Source organism: Kribbella catacumbae DSM 19601 (assembly GCF_000372465.1).
Lineage (GTDB): Bacteria > Actinomycetota > Actinomycetes > Propionibacteriales > Kribbellaceae > Kribbella > Kribbella catacumbae.
The window spans coordinates 143,393-159,859 of sequence record NZ_AQUZ01000016.1 but is presented as its reverse complement, the minus strand read 5'-3'; the positions used below and the strand labels follow the sequence as shown (position 1 = coordinate 159,859).

18 protein-coding genes and 1 pseudogene are annotated in these 16,467 nt (G+C 66.4%); 9 read left to right on the top strand and 10 right to left on the bottom strand.

The window, feature by feature from the left end:
- The 4 genes and pseudogenes from A3ES_RS47580 to A3ES_RS0118750 form a co-directional block, all read left to right on the top strand.
- Positions 1-251 (top strand): annotated as a pseudogene (locus A3ES_RS47580) (ISAs1 family transposase); the annotation flags it as partial.
- Positions 252-562: 311 nt separating this feature from the next.
- Positions 563-1,153, top strand: coding sequence for a hypothetical protein (locus tag A3ES_RS0118760; RefSeq protein ID WP_157630598.1), 591 nt, complete (start codon positions 563-565; stop codon positions 1,151-1,153).
- A 43-nt stretch (positions 1,154-1,196) separates the two neighbouring features.
- A complete protein-coding gene (locus tag A3ES_RS54105; protein ID WP_157630597.1) occupies positions 1,197-1,799 on the top strand; it encodes a hypothetical protein in 603 nt (200 codons plus the stop codon).
- 33 nt (positions 1,800-1,832) lie between these two features.
- Positions 1,833-2,411, top strand: a complete 579-nt coding sequence (locus tag A3ES_RS0118750) for a hypothetical protein (RefSeq protein ID WP_020388377.1) — start codon at positions 1,833-1,835, stop codon at positions 2,409-2,411.
- A 2-nt stretch (positions 2,412-2,413) separates the two neighbouring features.
- Here A3ES_RS0118750 and A3ES_RS0118745 read toward each other — a convergent pair whose 3' ends face one another.
- From A3ES_RS0118745 to A3ES_RS54100, 5 genes are all read right to left on the bottom strand, one after another.
- Positions 2,414-2,806, bottom strand: coding sequence for a hypothetical protein (locus A3ES_RS0118745; RefSeq protein ID WP_157630596.1), 393 nt, complete (start codon positions 2,804-2,806; stop codon positions 2,414-2,416).
- 144 nt (positions 2,807-2,950) lie between these two features.
- Entirely contained in the window at positions 2,951-3,550 is a 600-nt protein-coding gene (locus A3ES_RS0118740) for an RNA polymerase sigma factor (protein ID WP_020388375.1), read from the bottom strand.
- Positions 3,551-4,280: 730 nt separating this feature from the next.
- Positions 4,281-4,976 (bottom strand): response regulator transcription factor, encoded by a 696-nt coding sequence (locus A3ES_RS0118735; RefSeq protein ID WP_020388374.1) that lies wholly within the window; start codon positions 4,974-4,976, stop codon positions 4,281-4,283.
- Positions 4,973-6,517 (bottom strand): sensor histidine kinase, encoded by a 1,545-nt coding sequence (locus A3ES_RS47575; RefSeq protein WP_020388373.1) that lies wholly within the window; start codon positions 6,515-6,517, stop codon positions 4,973-4,975. Before A3ES_RS47575 ends, A3ES_RS0118735 begins: the two co-directional genes overlap by 4 nt.
- Complete coding sequence (locus tag A3ES_RS54100; protein WP_157630594.1) at positions 6,459-6,935, bottom strand: hypothetical protein; 477 nt, start codon at positions 6,933-6,935, stop codon at positions 6,459-6,461. Before A3ES_RS54100 ends, A3ES_RS47575 begins: the two co-directional genes overlap by 59 nt.
- A gap of 278 nt (positions 6,936-7,213) precedes the next feature.
- Between A3ES_RS54100 and A3ES_RS0118720 the strand changes: the two genes are divergently transcribed.
- A complete protein-coding gene (locus A3ES_RS0118720; RefSeq protein WP_020388371.1) occupies positions 7,214-7,447 on the top strand; it encodes a helix-turn-helix domain-containing protein in 234 nt (77 codons plus the stop codon).
- Positions 7,448-7,452: 5 nt separating this feature from the next.
- Entirely contained in the window at positions 7,453-8,118 is a 666-nt protein-coding gene (locus A3ES_RS0118715) for a Clp protease N-terminal domain-containing protein (RefSeq protein ID WP_083933517.1), read from the top strand.
- 174 nt (positions 8,119-8,292) lie between these two features.
- On the opposite strand, the gene A3ES_RS47570 is transcribed toward A3ES_RS0118715, so the two are convergent.
- The 4 genes from A3ES_RS47570 to A3ES_RS0118695 all read right to left on the bottom strand — a co-directional run bounded on the left by A3ES_RS47570 (position 8,293) and on the right by A3ES_RS0118695 (position 11,193).
- Complete coding sequence (locus tag A3ES_RS47570; RefSeq protein WP_020388369.1) at positions 8,293-9,747, bottom strand: AAA family ATPase; 1,455 nt, start codon at positions 9,745-9,747, stop codon at positions 8,293-8,295.
- 75 nt (positions 9,748-9,822) lie between these two features.
- The gene (locus A3ES_RS0118705) at positions 9,823-10,230 is read right to left on the bottom strand and encodes a nuclear transport factor 2 family protein (RefSeq protein WP_020388368.1); all 408 of its coding nucleotides are present in this window, start codon (positions 10,228-10,230) and stop codon (positions 9,823-9,825) included.
- 262 nt (positions 10,231-10,492) lie between these two features.
- Positions 10,493-10,852 carry a DUF1801 domain-containing protein gene (locus A3ES_RS0118700; RefSeq protein WP_020388367.1) on the bottom strand — a complete coding sequence of 120 codons (360 nt, stop codon included), beginning with the start codon at positions 10,850-10,852 and terminating at the stop codon, positions 10,493-10,495.
- A complete protein-coding gene (locus A3ES_RS0118695) occupies positions 10,849-11,193 on the bottom strand; it encodes a nuclear transport factor 2 family protein (RefSeq protein ID WP_020388366.1) in 345 nt (114 codons plus the stop codon). Before A3ES_RS0118695 ends, A3ES_RS0118700 begins: the two co-directional genes overlap by 4 nt.
- Positions 11,194-11,238: 45 nt before the next feature.
- Between A3ES_RS0118695 and A3ES_RS0118690 the strand changes: the two genes are divergently transcribed.
- Positions 11,239-11,565 carry an ArsR/SmtB family transcription factor gene (locus A3ES_RS0118690; RefSeq protein WP_026162992.1) on the top strand — a complete coding sequence of 109 codons (327 nt, stop codon included), beginning with the start codon at positions 11,239-11,241 and terminating at the stop codon, positions 11,563-11,565.
- Complete coding sequence (locus tag A3ES_RS47565; protein WP_020388364.1) at positions 11,562-11,966, top strand: SRPBCC family protein; 405 nt, start codon at positions 11,562-11,564, stop codon at positions 11,964-11,966. The genes A3ES_RS0118690 and A3ES_RS47565 overlap by 4 nt, the downstream gene beginning before the upstream one ends.
- A 149-nt stretch (positions 11,967-12,115) precedes the next feature.
- Here A3ES_RS47565 and A3ES_RS47560 read toward each other — a convergent pair whose 3' ends face one another.
- Entirely contained in the window at positions 12,116-15,430 is a 3,315-nt protein-coding gene (locus A3ES_RS47560; protein ID WP_020388363.1) for a S8 family peptidase, read from the bottom strand.
- A gap of 66 nt (positions 15,431-15,496) precedes the next feature.
- On the opposite strand from A3ES_RS47560, the gene A3ES_RS0118675 reads away from it, so the two are divergent.
- Positions 15,497-16,465 (top strand): helix-turn-helix domain-containing protein, encoded by a 969-nt coding sequence (locus A3ES_RS0118675; protein ID WP_237744993.1) that lies wholly within the window; start codon positions 15,497-15,499, stop codon positions 16,463-16,465.
- Positions 16,466-16,467: the final 2 nt, after the last annotated feature.

Below are 16,467 nucleotides of genomic sequence, written 5' to 3'. Positions count from 1 at the left end.
ATGCCCAAGCCGACCGGGTCGCTCGCATCGTGCGGGAGCACTGGGGCTGCGAGGTGATCCACTGGCAACGCGACGTGGTCTTCGGCGAGGACGGACACACCGCTCGCACCGGGAACGGCCCGATCAATCTCGCCATCCTCCGCAACACGGCCCTGACCAGGGACAACACCAAGGACATCACGGCAGGCATCAAGACCCTACGAGCACGCGCTCGCAAACCCGAACATGCGCTGCTGGCGCTCGCATCGTAGGAAGATCAACTTTGCAACCGCCCTGCTATGGCCCGGTCGTATATGAGGCCTCCACTGGCTGTGATTCGAGCATCGACCAGGACTGGCAACTCGCGTATCTCGGCGATGCTCGTAACGACTACTACAAATCATTCAAGGGTTATGGCAGTTGCTTGGTCAAACATTGGGAGAACCGGAACTTCGGCGGCACCCAAACGCCGTTGCAGATCCAAGATAACGACATGGGGATCATGAACGCGAAAGCAAGTTCTATCGCCTGGTACTAGACCAAGCGCCTGGCGCAGTCCAGAAAATCTACAGGGGGATCAGAGATGTCCAACGCCGCTCATCGTTGCGTTGCAGTCGCACTCCTGGCAATCCTCGCAATCGCGATGACGCCACTCACCGCCTTGGCGACGCCCGTAGGTGGAATGCAGCCCACGCCGTCTCCCAGATCACACTGCGTCGCCACTGTCAACGGAGAGGGCGTCCGATGCTTCGCCACCTTCAAAGAAGCAATCATGGTAGCGACTGGCGGCCTGGTGCACGACGCGCCAGCACACCCAACGGACGCAGTAAGCAGCAAAGCATTCGAAACAAAGGTCAATTCAATTGAGCCGGGACTGGCGGCGAGTTACCTACTGAGCATCGAGTACCACTGCAAGAGATACGCCACTTTCAGTTGCTCGACGCTCAATGTCACCGGAGCCGGCCCGTGCGACGCCAATGCCGATCTGGACTGGTCGCTCGCCTACGTCGGCGACGCGCACAATGACCGATTCTCTTCCTTCAAGGGCTACAGCAACTGTGCCGTGCGGCACTACGAAGATCGCGATTTCGGCGGGGTCCGCACAGAACCCGCCACTCTCAGTCCTGATCTCGGAGCCATGAATGACGAGACGAGCTCTCTGACCTTCTACTGAAGCTTCGATTCTCTGCGAACGGCGAACAGATCAGGAGATTGGTATGAGCAATGGAGTCCGCGCCACTCTGATACGAGCCATCGTGAGCGTCGGCGCTGCAAGCATCCTGGCGATCGTATTCCAACCTGCAGCAGCTCGTGCCGCATCCCCGCCAACTCCGCCCGACGCAGCGACTCGATCACCAGCGACCTGCACCGTGAACGTTGAGACGCACCAGCAGCGATGCTTCACCTCATTCCGTGCTGCGATCAGGGCAGCCACTGCCGGCGCCGTCACAGACGCAACAGAAGACGGTAAATATGCGGCTACTGACGCCAAGCTCACAGCGAAACTTGACGCCATCGGTAAATCCAGCACAGCGGCGTCAGTAGTGCTGAGTATCGAGTACAGCGTGAGCGGCTACGTCGGTGACCAATGGGTCGTAACGGCATCGAGTGGCTGCGATACCAACCTGGACGAGGACTGGGAGCTGTCATATGTCGGCGACAGGTGGAATGACACCATCGGTTCGTTCAGAGGCTACGGAAACTGCTGGGTTCGCCACTGGGAAGATCGGGACTTCCGTGGCTCGTACACGCCAATTCAAGGCACCGACAATGACATGGGAATCATGAACAACAAGGCCAGTTCAATTGCCTGGTATTAACCGTTCGCCGCCGCATCCACGGAGGAACAGCAGATGTCTCGCGCAACCGGCAAAACCCTCACATTGCTCCTCTCGGCCGTCATTATCGGTGGCTTTGCTGCCCCGCCTGCGGCGGCGAGTGTGGCCGATGACGAGATGGCCGAAACGTCTGGCGAAACATGCGTCGTCAACGTCCAGACGAAGAAGCAGCGATGCTTCGATTCCTTCGCGCAGGCTGTTAGCCACGCAACGGCAGGCAAGGTCCGCACCGGCACCAAGACTGCGCGTCAGGCAGCGGCCGATCCCGCATTCGAAAGGCAGATCAACGCAATCGCCGCGACGCCGGCTGCCTCATATGTTCTCAGCATCGAATGGTTGTCAGGCAACTTCTCCGGCGCGCAGAGGGTATTCACGGCGACGGGCCCATGCGATTCCAGCGCCGACCTCGACTGGCAGTTAGGCTATGTCGGCGATGACTGGAACGACCGAATCACGTCATTCAGGGGATACAGCAACTGCCTGGTAAAACACTGGGAACACAAGGACTTCCGCGGTCTCTCGACTGGATTGCAAAGCGAGTCTTCAAACCTAGGAATTCTTGACAACAGGACGAGCGCCCTGCAGTGGTTCTAACCTCATTTTGCTAGTCTGGGCAGTCCCAGACCCTCACAAGTGCCCTCGCGGCCAGGGAAGACGGCAGCGATGCCGTTGCTCAGGGTGCAGGCAACCAGCGGCGGCACCTGGCCATTCGGGTTGCGCTCGTCGGGCTCCCCAGGCTGCCTCTGCCCTTCGCGGAGCATCTTGAGACGCCACAGGTCGGCGCACCGCGATATTGCGGCCGATGCGACATCTTCGGCCTTGCCGTCTTGGCCAACGCGAACCAGCGAAACCCCGGGGAAGCTTCCGTCGATGTCTCCCACGTCCGCGACGCTGTAGCAGCGCAGCTCATCGCGAACAGTTGCGGGTCGGTCGATGATGACCGCGGCGGCAGCGCTGGCGATGGCGGCAGCCGCAACTCCCGCGGACACGATCAACCATCGACGTCCGTGACGCCGCGCCTTTGACCGCGGCCGGTTCTTCACGTGCTGAAGCACGTCCGCTCTGGCCTGCCGGACCCGGTCCGGTGCCATCGTCACTGAGGGGGGCTGAAGATCATCGTTGCTCATCATTGTCTACCTTGCTTCCTGGCGGTCAGCGGTCAACTCGCGAAGCTTGGCCCGCGCCCGCGACAGTCTGGATCGGATCGTCCCGACTGGAACCCCAAGGACACTCGCCGCATCCTGATAGCTAAGACCCGCCCAACCGCACAGAGCCAAGACCTCCTGGTCATGCTTTGGCAGGTGACGCACCAGCACGAGCAGATCCTGTATCTGTCTTTCGGCATCGACTCGGTCGGCCACTTCGTCCGCCAGGTCGTCATTTGGGCGCGGCTCAGGCAGCCGGTGGAGTAGCCGTCGATACCGCCACAGGGACCGGGACCGGGACCGAACGACGATCGTGGCCACACCGAGAAGCCAGGGCAGCAGGGAGCCGTCCTCGGCCGCCGGCGGATCGCCGCCCCGCTTCCATGCCTCGATAAAGACCGCAGACGTGAGGTCGTCGGCTGCGTCAGCTGAACCGCTGAGCCGGAAACAGTGTCTGTAGACCGCCTGAACGTGGCGGTCGAAGATCTGGCCAAACGCATCGGGCTGGCCAGCCGTCGCCCGACGCCACAGGACCGCATCGCTCATCTGCGTGTGATCATCCATCTGGATCCCTTCCACGGCCGCCATACCAACCTATGGTCGCCTATCGGACCTGGGTTCCATGTCCTCAAGCACCGTGCGCTGCTGCCGACATGGGGTGTCGGCACCATCGCCGACCAAGCCCAGGCATCGACGACGACTTCACCAGCCCTATCCAGCGCCGCACCTTCGGCACCACCCCTCGTCCGCGACTGCGGCGACCCCGGTTCCCGCGAGGTCACCGGCCGCTGCGCACGATGACCGGACCTCCTGCCCGAAGTGCAAACCCTCGCAGTCCCGACACGATGGCTACACCCACTCGATCAAGGAACGACCACACACCCCATCGTGACGCCGCCGGATCTTGGTGTTGACCACACAGCTCCCTTTGCTGAGACGGGCCCGGCCGCACGACCGACATCAAAATTCGCGGAGATCTTGACCCTCACCACAGCTCAACCGACACCCATGTTCGCGGGCAGACGACTCCCGAATTCACGGTCAAAGCGGCCTCACGACGCCGCGGACGTGGCCAGCGCGATCAGAAGGTTCAAAGACTAATCGGTGCTGCGGACCGAGCTGCGGGCCAGCGGGAGAGCCGACGCCCCGGATACTCGCTGCCGCGCACGGCAGCGGCACCCACCGAGCTCGGCCAACAACTCATTTCCTGACCGGCGAGCTGTTCAACCGGTCGCACTGGCCGGATCACTAGTCGAGCGTCTCAGTCAAGTCGCCGAGCTGAGCGGTTTGGGAGACGTGGCGTCGGGTCGGGCGTCGTTCAGTGCGCCGTGGTGGTGGCCGGAGGGTCATCTGTTCCTGGTGCGAGGCGGTACCCCATCCCCCGGACGGTCTCAATCCGTTCCGTGCCGAGCTTCTGCCTCAGATAGCGGACATAGACGTCGACGATGTTCGACCCCGGATCGAAGTAGTAGCCCCATACATGGCTCAGCAGCTGTTCACGGGTCAGGACCTGCCCGGGATTGCGGAGGAACATCTCCGCCAGGAGGAACTCCCGAGCCGTGAGCTCGACCACCTTGCCGGCCACCGCGGCGCGCCGGGTGCGCAGATCGAGGACGAGGTCGCCGCATTGCAGCATGGTCGGCTCGGCCGATCGATCGTCCCGGAGCCGGAGCCGGATCCGAGCCAGGAGCTCCTCGAAGCGGAAGGGCTTGGGGATGTAGTCGTCCGCGCCGCCGTCGAGCCCGGCGACGGTGTCCTCGATCGAGTCCTTCGCGGTGAGGATGACGATCGGTATCGTGCTGCCGGCGGAGCGAAGCCGGCTCAGGACCGTGAATCCGTCCAGAGCCGGTAGCCCGAGATCGAGCACCAGCAGATCGAAGTCACCCGTCAGGGCATGGTCAAGCGCGGTCTGCCCGTCGCCAACCGTGGTCGGTGTGAAGCCGCTGGCGCGGAGCCCCTTCGCGACGAACGACGCGATCAGCTTCTCGTCCTCGGCGATCAGAATGCGGCTCACGCGCGTTCTCCGTTTCCGGCGCCACGGTATCCCTTGCTCCACCCGCGGTAGCGGACGGCCGTCCGGGGGATCTCCAGCAGGAAGGTTGCGCCGGTTCCCGGCGGGGACTCCACCCAGGCTCGGCCGCCGTGGGCCTCGGCGATCGCACGCACGATGGCCAGGCCCAGACCGGAGCCCTCCGCACTCCGGGTGCCGCCCCTGCGCTGGAATCGTTCGAAGATCCGCTCGGCATCGACCGCCGGCACACCCAGCCCGCTGTCTCGCACCCACAGCCGAACATATTCCGCGTCCTCGGATGAGCCGATCGCCACCACGTCATCGGGGCCGGTGAACTTCACCGCGTTCTGGGCCAACTGGACCAGCGCCTGGGTCAGCCGCTGCGGATCAGCAGTAATGGTCACCTGCGCGTGCCGGTCAATACGCCACTGCCGGCTGCCCAGCGCCCGGGCCTTGTCGAACACCAGATCGGTCAGCATGCCGACCTCGACCGCGGCGGGCCGCAGGAAGTCCGGCCGCTCGGAGCGTGCGAGCAGGACCAGGTCTTCGACCAGGCGGCTCATCCGGTCCAGCTCGCCCACCAGCAGGTCGCGTGTCTCAGCCACGTCGTGGGGATCGGATCCATCCAGCAGTTCAAGATGGCCGCGCACGATGGTGATAGGGGTTCTCAGCTCGTGCCCCGCGTCGTCGAGGAACTCACGCTGGGCAGCGAACGCATCCTCGAGCCGATCAAGCATCGCGTTGAACGTCCGAGCCAGCTCGGAGACATCGTCGTGGCCATTGACGTCGATCCGTCGGGTCAGATCGGTATCGCTGATCAGCAAAGCGGTGCGCCGGACATCGCGGATCGGCCGCAGCAACCGGCCTGCACTCAGCCACGCGGCCAGCGCAACAAAGATCAGCGCGATGACGGCCACCACACTGTAGGTGCGGATCACATCAGTGAACTCCGCGTGCTCGTGCGCGGTGTAGTAGGCGACCACGAACGTGCCGCGGCGATCACCCTGCGCAACGGGCATCGTGGCGAAGCGGATACTGCCGTCAGGCGACCTGTAGCTGCCGTACACAGGCACATCTGAGGCCGTCGCCTCCGAACGGAACCCGGGATCGCTGTGCAGGGGCAGGGCTTCCCGTGGTACGAACGTCTGCTCCGGCAGGAACGCGACGATCGTCTGATGCTCGTCGGGCACGTTCCGGCTCACCGCAACCTGGAGAAGCCGGTCGACACTGGTAAACCGGGCCCCGGTGACAGGATCGACCCCCGTCCGATGGAACTCGGCGAACTCCTCGATCTCCTGATAGAGCGAACGATCGATCCGCAGGTCGATGCGCTTACTCTCCAGCAGATACGCGGCACCGGCGGCACCAGCCATCCCCACAGCGGTGAGCACGATGACCCAGGTCAGAATCCGTGCCCTGACCGACCGGGCCGCCCCCCAGCCCCCACTGACCAGCCGGGCCAGCCGGGCCAGCCCGGCCGGCTCATCAGTTCCCGTCGTCCCCGTCGTCGTCCCCGTCCACTTCGCCGGTGGGAGCGTCGTCATCTCGGCTACTGCCGTTCGAGGTCCCCGGATCCACGCCATCGTCGTCCCCACCATCGTCGCCACCGCCGACGCCACGCCGGACAGTGGCCGAATCGTCCGCGTCGTCGCCGCCGGGCTGGGCCTTGGCACTGCGCTTTGACGGGACCGGCGGCACCAAGGTCCGCTTTACCGGTGCCTGTGTCGTCGCCCCGCGCGTCGTGGCCACCCGGGGAGTGGGCTCTACCGACGGCGTGGGCTTGACCGGTTCAGGCGAGCGCTTTACCGGCGCCGGTGTCGCGGGCGCCGTGGTCGGGACCGGTACAACCAGCTGCTCACCGAGCCCGGGCGGAGAGCTCCTCCCGCCGAGCAACCCGGCGACCAGGCCCGAGGCAGCAGCCCCTGTCAACCCCAACGTCACCAGCTTGGTCAACAAGATCATGAAACGACAGTCGCGCGCCTCGCCCAGATCCACAATGAGAACAAGATGAGGATCCACTCATCAAAGGCGACTCCTCGGGCGGTCGCGCCCCTGCTCCCCCTCCAGGAGGCGGAGGCTGTCCTCGGCCGAGTGGGAGGGAGCCTGACCTTGACCCCGCGCCTTCCTCACAGCCCCCCGAGCAGCGCCTGGACACAGCCCAGGAATGCCGGCGCGCGCCCGGCGTAACGGGGGCGTCAAAGAGACTTGACGACAGTCAAACGTCAATCTACCTTGACGGCATGGGTGTCGAGCTGGATGAGGCGATGCAGATGGTGGAGGCGGCGACGAGCCCGGACCCTGAGACCGGGTTGGCCGCGGTGGTCGCGCTACGCGGTCTGGTCGAGGTTCTCGAGGTACTACAGGTCGACTACGCGCGAGCGCAGGGCTGGTCGTGGCGCGACATCGCCCGCCGGCTGGGCGTGACCAAGCAGGCCGTGCATTACAAGCACGGCCTGCGCTTCCGGGGCCGGTGAGCGCAATGATGGACCGGCTCACCCCGGCAGCCCAGCGCGTGATGGTCGCCGCGCTCGATGCGGCCGAGGAACTCGGCCATGGCCACATCGGCGACGAGCACGTCCTGCTCGGCCTGCTGGGTGATGACGCAGGGTGGGCCCAGCGGTTCTTGCATGCACACGGCCTAAACCCCGACGCAGTGCGGACCGATCTGCTTCGCCTCACAGAGGACGGGCGCATCCCTACGTCGCACGGCGATGATGCCGCAAACCTGCGCGCGGTCGGGATCGATGTCGACCAGGTGGCACGCCGGCTGACGGCGGCGTTCGGCCCGGACGCCGTCGGCGAGGCGGTCTGGCGCGCCAGTCATCGGTCATGGTGGCGTGGCGGTGGCCGACGCCGCACCCCGCTGTGCGGGAAGCCATTCTTCGCCAAGCGGGCCGTGGCTCTCGCCGCCGAGTACGCAGACGCCCGAGGGCGGCACGACGTAGATCCGGAGCATCTGTTGTACGGGGTCTTGCAGGACGCGGCTGACCCATTCGGCACCGGCTTGGGGCGGCGAGGCCGCAAGCAGCTGGCCCAGCTCGGATGGAGTATCGGCGCGAGCAACCCCGCCGCCGCGATCCTGACCGCTCGTGGCCTCGACCCTGACCAGCTGCGTGCCCAACTATCTGCCCACCCCGCGCCTTGACCTTGGCGGCAGCGGCCAAACTTGCCCGATCGGGGAACCGTCCTCGGCGACCTCCAACCGAACCTCAGTAACGTCAACGACGCCGCCGGTCTCGCCGTCAGTCAAGCCGCTCGGTCCGATCACTCCGATCGGCCTGTACGTCTCAACGTCGGCTGGCCTGCCCGCTGAAGGCCCTTAACGACCCGGGCCAGCGCGCCAGGTGCCGTGGGACGAGTAAGACGGAGCCAGGCCCGGCTCGGGGTGGGTGCCCGGCGGCGGCTCCTGGTCCGAGGCGCCGAGGAGGCGGCGAGTGAGGGTGTCGCGGGCGGAGAGGAGGTCTTCGGCCGCGGCACGGAGTTCCGCGTCGCCTGGACTGGTCGACCCGTTCTCGGCGCCGAGCAGTACGGCGCGACGTACCAACTCCTTGGCGAAAGACGCTGTGGTGCCGTCGGTCAGGTCGACCACCTCGGCCACGCACTCCGGGCTGACGTTCAGGGCCGGGCCGTACAGCGAGAGGAGCCGCGCCCGGCCGGCTGCGTCGGGCAGCGGTATCTCCACCGCCAGATCGATCCGGCCCGGTCGCTGGCTCAACGCCGGCTCGAGCAGATCAGCGCGGTTGGTCGTGAGCAGGAAAGCCACGTCCGCCTCTTCGGTCAGGCCGTCCATCTCGTTGAGAACCTGGAAAAGCAGCGGCCCTCCCCCGCGGGAGAAGTCGCGCGACTCCGCGACCAGGTCACAGTCCTCGAGGACGACAAGAGCGGGCTGGAGCATCCGGGCCAGCGCGCACGCCTCGCCGATGAACCCGATACTCGTCCCGGCGAGCAGCACCACCGTGAACTCGGGCAAGCGCGACAGCAGATACCGCACAGTGTGGGTCTTGCCCGTTCCCGGCGGCCCATAGAGCAGTACGCCGCGCCGCAAGTGCTGGCCGGCGTTGCGAAGTGCCTCGCGATGTTCGGCAATCCCGATCACCTCGCGCTCGACCCGTTCCAGCACGCCACCGGGCAGTACGACGTCATCCCGCGAGATCTCCGGCCGCGCGTGCAACCGGAACGGCCCAACCCCCTGGCCGAACTCGTGACTCTCGAACGAGACGACCTGACCACGGAAGACGTTGCGCTCGCGGATCAGCCCGGGCAACGCATCCAGGAAGCGCTGACCGGATTCCTTGCTGAGAGCAACGACCTCCAGCTGTACGCCGTTCCGCCCGTACTGCGGATTGGCCGCCCGTAACAACGCGACGTACCGGTCGTCGCCTTTGCTGCCCAGGTAGAACCCGAACGCGACACAATCCATCTCCTCATCGACCGAGACCGCCAGCCGCTGATACTCGACCGAGCCCACGGCGAACCGGTGATGCACCGAGATCTCAAGCAACTCCGCGAGCGGGAAGTGCCCACGATCTGCCCCGGCCACACCGATCAACTCGAATTCGTCGAACCACGCCTCTACCGCGAGTTGCACATTCGGCAGATCGAACGACGAGAACGACGCGGCGACCACCGGCAGACTGGCGACGTCGACCCCGAGGTGATCGCTCAACCTGATCCCAAGCGCCTCCCGGCCAGGCACGGCGGGCGGCAGCTGCATCCGCTCCAGAAATCCCTGGAACAACCTGGTGAACTCCGCAATCTCATCCGGACCACTCACGGCATCCCCTAGTCGACAACCGATCCCCCATCATCCTCGCCCAGAGCGCCGAATCCCGTCGCTGTGATGGAGGCCTCAGGGCGCCTTGGCTGGCGTGATGTGGGTCAGCACGCACAGCCAGCGGTGATCGCGTCGCGCGAACACGCTCGTCGTCCACTCGTCGGCGTCGAACCGTCGGCCCTCGTAGTGGGCGGTGTTCGTCGCCCGCGCAGTGAGGACGGCGATTTCACCGTAGACCTGAACCCTGGGCTCGCCGACATGGTCCATCGCGGAATGGGTCAGCCCACCAGACGTGATGAAGGACAGGAACTGCTCCTTGGAGGCAACGCCCGACTCCGAGACGATCACCCAGTCATCTGCCATAAAGCTGCCGATCCGCTCGGCGTCGTCCGAAACGATCGCTCGCAACCAGTCCTCGTCGATCGCGACAAGCTCGGCGCGGACTGGATCATCCGAGCCGGTTATCGTGGCGTCGTCGCTCATCGGTTCCTCCCAATCTCCAAGCAGGTCAAGGCGCGCTTGGCGGCTACTCCTGGCCGTGCAGACCGGACTACGTGTCACCGAACTGACCGGGCTTGACGGCAGCGATATCAGTCTCGGCACCGGCGCCAACGTCCGCTGCAACCCTACGGCAAGGGACGCAAGCACCGAGCGTTCCCATGACCGCAGATACGCCGCCGCGGTAGGTCGGTCGTGCCCAGGCGAAGGACGTGCGGGGCTGTATCGCGCCGGCCAATGACTGGCGTTACTGGCCGGATTTCCATTCGCACCAGGCGCGGACGGCGGCCTGGAGGTCAGCGCGGCCGGCTTCGAGTTGGGTGAGTTCGGTGAAGCGCATGGTGCGGACGAGTCGGCCGTCACCCTGCAGGCGCGGGTGGTCGCCCGGTATCTCTGCTCCTCGGTGGAACATGATGCTGACGACATTCCTCGACGGATTGAAGCTGGCGATGTTGCCCTTGAACGCGAAGGTGGGTGTCTGCCATTTGATCGACTCGGTAACACGGGCGTCCGCTTCGAGAATGATCTCCCGGGCGCGCCTGAGTATCACGTCAAGAGGGTGGTCGGCGTCATCAAGCCACTTGTCCACCGCGGGGTTGCGGTTCATCCGGCGAGGAAGCCCATGAAGGCTGCCGTGTCGGTCACGAAGACCGAGCTCACGATCGTCTCTTCGCGAACGGTGAGTTGCTCGACGATCCGGATCGTGCGGTCGCCGCGGGCGGCGTCGTACATCTGGAAGCCGATCTCGTCCTGATAGGCCTCGGCCACCATCGTCGTGGTCGCGTCGCGGGGGAACGCTCCGCTGTCCATGAACGCTTCCCGGCCATCGATGGTCATGTCACCGGCCACAAAACGGAAGTCCGGTGCGAGCAGGGTCGCCACTGTTGCCGTGTCGCCCGCCGTCCATGCGTCGAAGTACCGGCGGGCGATCTGTTGGGTATGACTCATTGGAGCCTCCTCAGGACACGAGGTATCATCTGCGAAGAATCTTATATGCGATGGGGCTTAGGTGTCACGGTGCAGGACGCGATCGATGCGATCTCCCATCCCGGCCGCCGGGCCATGCTCCGGCTGGTGCTCGACCACGAACTGCCCGTGAGCGAACTGGCCGAGAGGGTGGGGCTGAGTCAGCCTGCCGCCAGCCAGCACCTCAAGATCCTCCGAGAGGCGGGCCTCATCCGCGGGCGCGTGGATGGGCGGCAGCGGCTCTACCGGGTGGACCTCGAGGGACTCGACCGGCTCCGCCGCGAACTCGACACCTTCTGGGAGCCGGCGCTGGAGTCGCTCAAGGACGCCGCCGAGACCGGTGACCTGCCATGAGACTCGCCGCCCACGAGGTCACGATTAACGCCCCGATCGAGGTCGTCTGGGCGCATCTGACTACGGCCCGTGGACTGGTTCGATGGGTTGGCCCGCACGCCACGGCCGATCCCACCCCCGGCGGGGGCCTGAGCTGGACCCACCCCAACGGCGCCACCGTGGTCGGCCGATTCGTGGAACTCGTCCCGCCCCGACGGGTGGTCTTCACCTACGGGTGGGAGGACGGTCGGCTTGGCGTGCCCCCTGAGAGCACCACCGTCGAGATCGACCTCACCGACAACGACGGCGCGACCACCGTTCGGCTCGTGCACCACGGGCTGCCCCCGCAGAGCGTGCACGAACACACGCAGGGATGGGCCTACTTCCTTGGCGTACTGTCGGACACCATCTCCGCGAGCTGAGCGACCTGGTGGGGATGACAGCCGCGGGTGTCGTCACGTTGCTGCTTCAGCGAGTCATCTGGAGATAAGGGCCGGGCGCGCGCGTCGAGGCTTGACCGGGAGTCCCCATCCGGTCCGTGCGCGCCCGGCCCGTACGGCCGGCAGCCGAGCTACTTCACCGGGATCGCCCCGATCACGGTCTGCTCGACGCTGCCACCGGCCGCGTCTGTGGCGGTCGCGCGCAAGGACAGGCTCTGCCCTGGCAGAACAGACCAAGGCGGAACGAGGGCTGTGTACCCACCGGCGACCGGCAAGACGAGGGCCGGCGTCCAGTGACGGCCCGCGTCAACGGAGTACGAGAGTTTGGCGCTGGTGACGCGGGAAGGCGTCGAGCGGAGCAGGTGGCTCACGTTGAGCTTGATCTGGAGGGCACGCCAGGCCGTGGCCCGGCCGTAGCCGTCGACGTCCGCGTCGTAGCCGACCTGCAGCAGTGCAGGCACAACGCCGTTGGCCTTGATCGGGTCCGGTGGCGGCGCCGAGTCGAAGTTCCACACCGTAGACGCCTCGCTGGACCTCGGGTACTTCGAAGCGTCCAGGCTCCAGCTCTGCTCGAGCCGGAATCGTCCACTCCCGTTGGGAATCCGGAAGTAGCTCGACCCGCCGCTCGTCTCCCCCACCAGCACGCCGTCGCGGAACAACGAGAGCTTCCTGCCCTTGTACGCCGACGCCGGCAGCTTCCCGTCGTGGAGCGCGTCCGCGACGCCCGCATCCGCGAACAAGTAGGTCGGCGTATGCGATGCGCCGACCACAGCGGGGTGGAGCGCCGTACCGAAGGTCCGCTGCACTCTGGCACCCGACGGGAAGGGCGAGTTGGTCAGGTCGCACAACCGCGTCGCACTGGCCGGGCTGAACGTCAGACACTGATTCCACTCGGCGGCAGGATCAGCAGTGAGCAACTCGACCCGCTTGGACGGTACTGCGACCGGTCGCCGAGTCACCCAGCCGATGCCGGTCGCTCCTGTCGACCAAGCCCTCTCGACCGTCTCCGTGCCGCTGCTCGCGAACGTGCCGAAGGAGTTTTCCACCCGTGCCATCCGGCTCAGCGCCCGCCGGTCCAGATGCGGACTCAGCGGCAACGAGAACCGGTCCTTCGGGTAGAGCAACTCATAGACCGCCGGGTCGTTCGGGCCCACCTTCCCGGTCGGTTCCAGTCGCCAGCGCGTGGTCGCCTCGAAGGCCCCGCTCGCCGTGGTTGTCGTCGGCTGGACGAACACGGTGCCTGCGGCAACTTGTCCCGGCGTGAAGAAGTAGAAGTCGCTGAGCCCACGCGTCGCGCTGCGCCGCGAGATCCCGATCGCCGACTCGATCACCGCGGTCTTGACGCCCTCCACGGTCGGCGGGGGCAGCACCTTCGCTTCACGGGCATCGACGACGTACGTCGTATCGGCCACGACCAGCACATCCGCAGTACCGGCGAGAGCGAACGTCTCCGGCCGATCACCGGCGGCTGGGGTGGTCACGCCGGAGAAGATTCCGTAGTGCCCGCGATCCATCCGGATCGAGCCGGTGCCGTTGGCGTCCAGGTGCAGGGTTGCCGAGCCACCCGTGTCGTAGTTGAAGACGGACGCCTGGCCGCCCGCGTACGGCGTACCGGTGCGGTCGAGGACGCGGACTGTCAGGTCGTAGCGTTCGGACTCGTCGTAGGCGCCGAAGCCCAGGCGGAGCAGGCGTTGCTGGTCGGGTCCGGTGAAGTCGATGCCGCCGTGCCAGAGGCCGTCGGGCAGTACGGCCGGATCGACCGTGATCGTCGTACTGGCTGTTCCTCCCGCTGGGATGGTGAGGGTCGCCGGGGTGGCGACGACGGCCTCCGCTGGAGCCGAGGTGCTCTTGTCGTTCTGCTGCTGGTCTGTGACCGAGACCGTCGCTGGTGTGTCGCCGGTGTTCGTCAGGGTCACGACGCGGCTGCGCACGGACTTGTCGGGGTAGCGCAGATAGGCGAAGTCGACCGAGGCGACGTCGGCGGTGATGCCCGAGCTGGTAGCTCGCTGCAGATCGAGTCGGCCGGCGCCGTGAGTCCAGCTGTTGAAGATCGGCGCCGGATCGGCGGAGTTGGTGAGCTGGGTCTTGAGCTGCTGCCAGGTCCGATCAGGTTGCTGCTGCAGCAGCAACGCGGCTGCTCCGGCGACGATCGGGGTCGCCTGCGAAGTACCGGACATCGCTGTGTAGAGGTCGCCGTCGCGGGCTCCTGCCTTCGCGCCGAGGATGGTGACGCCGGGAGCCATCACGTCTGGCTTGAGCCGGTACGAGCCGCGCGTCGGACCCTCGCTCGAGAAGCTCGCCTGCTTGTCGTTCCCGTCGACCGCACCCACGGTCAACGCGGAGGCCGCCACACCGGGGCTCCCGATCGTGTACGGGTTCGCGCCGAAGCCGCCGCGGTTTCCGGCAGCGGCCACGAACAGTGTGCCGGTCTGGGCCGTGAGTTGGTCGAGAGCGACGGCGACCGGATCGTCGCCGTTGGCCGGCGCGGCGCTGAGGCTGAGGTTGACCACATCGGCGCCTTGACCGGCGGCCCACTCCATCCCGGCGATTACCCAGGACTCCTGCCCGAACCCGTCATCGGCCAGGACCTTGCCGGAGATCAGCTCGGCGGCCGGCGCGATGCCTTGGCGCGCGCCGTCGGAGCCCGCGCCGCTGCCGACGATCAGCGAGGACACATGGGTGCCGTGACCATTGCCGTCGGCCGGGGTCGCCGTCTCGGTGAAGTTGGACTGCGACGTCACCTTGCCGTCGAGCGCCGGGTGCCCCGCATCCACGCCGGTGTCGAGGACCGCGACCTTCACACCGCGGCCGTCGAGCCCCTTCGCCCGAGCTGCCGATGCCTTGACCTGGTCCAGGTAGCGGTCCTGCGCCAGCACCGATTGTGACGTTAAAGCAGTCGCGCTGACGGCCCGGTCAAGCCAGACTTTCCGGATGGTGGCGCGACGGGCGGCAAGTTGGGTACCGAACCCTGCCGCCGACGCCTTCGGCAGTACTCCGGCAGTTGCGCCGATGCTGGTCAACGCCCGGCCGCTCTGCAACGCGGTCGAGCGGCTGTCGTCCCGGACGATGACGGGCAGGTCCGGGCGGTGCGCGTCGTCGTACCGCATCTCGATCAGGCCGGTCACGTCGAACAGCGCCGGGTCGAGCACCTCCGGGATCAGCGGCGCGACGTCCTTGGGGATGACGGAGATGCGGCCGGCGTCTCGCAGTACGGAGAAGCCGGCGGCACCGGTCGAGCGCGGCTCGACCCGGACGGTTGGCTTGCCGGTCTGGTCGGGGGCGCCGAGGGTGACGCGGTCGCCGGTCACCAAAGTCACTGAAGTCCCCACCGCCGGCTCGGTGCCTGCAGGGGTCGGCTGCCCACTGCCCAGGGCCGGCGACGGAACCGCCGTGAGGACGACGGCACTCGTCAGGGCAGCAAGCAAAACCGGGGCGGGGAACTTCATTGGTCCGTGGTATCCAATCCAGAGCTGTCCACGCCACGAGATAGCGTGTCGGATGCCGGACATGTCATGAACTGGTCAGGAGGACGGGTGCTGGAGACGATCGGCGTGGACGCAGCGGACGAGGCGGCGTACCGGGCTTTGCTGGCCAGTCCTGGTTGCTGTGTGGACGACCTGGCCAAGCGGCTCGGCCGCGACCTGGACGACGTGCGCGCCACCGTCGACCGGCTGGAGCAGCTCGGGCTGCTGACCACGGCCGGAGACGAGCCGGTGCGGCTGCTGCCAACCCGGCCGGACGTCGCGATCGACGCGCTGGTCGCGGTACGGCGAGCCGAGCTCGACCGGGTTCGCGCGGAAGCAAGGGTGATGCTGTCGGAGCTGCGCGCGCAGGAGCAGCATCGGCCGGAGAACCTGGTCGAGGTGATTGTCGGACAGGAAGCGATCGCGGCCCGCTTCGCGCAACTGCTCAACGGGACGGAAGAACAGCTCCTGGTACTGGACCGGCCGCCGTACGCGTCGGAGATCGAGCAGTCCGACAACCGGGTGCGCGGATTGCTGCGCGAAGGGGTCAGCGTCCGCGGGATCTACTCCCCCGACTCACTCGACGTACCGGGCGGGGTCGACGAGGCGTACAGCGCAGCCGATGCCGGCGAGACGTCGCGGGTGCATCCGCAGGTGCCGATGAAACTGGCCGTGTTCGACCGGACGGCCGCGCTGCTGCCGTTGTCCGTCGACCAGCTCGTCGACAGCGCGCTCGTGGTCCATCCCTGCGCGCTGCTCGACGCGTTGATCGAGATGTTCTCGCTGCTGTGGGACCAGGCGGTCCCGGTGGTGACGGCCCGGATGGATCCGCTCGACGCCCGGCTGATGACGTTGCTCGCGGCCGGGTTCAAGGACGACGCGATCGCACGGCAGCTCGCACTGAGCAGCCGCACGGTCGGCCGTCGGGTCGCCGAGCTGATGGAGACGCTCGGCGCCCGCACCCGTTTCCAGGCCGGCGTCCATGCCCAGCGACGCCGGCTGCTCGAGGATGCCTGAGG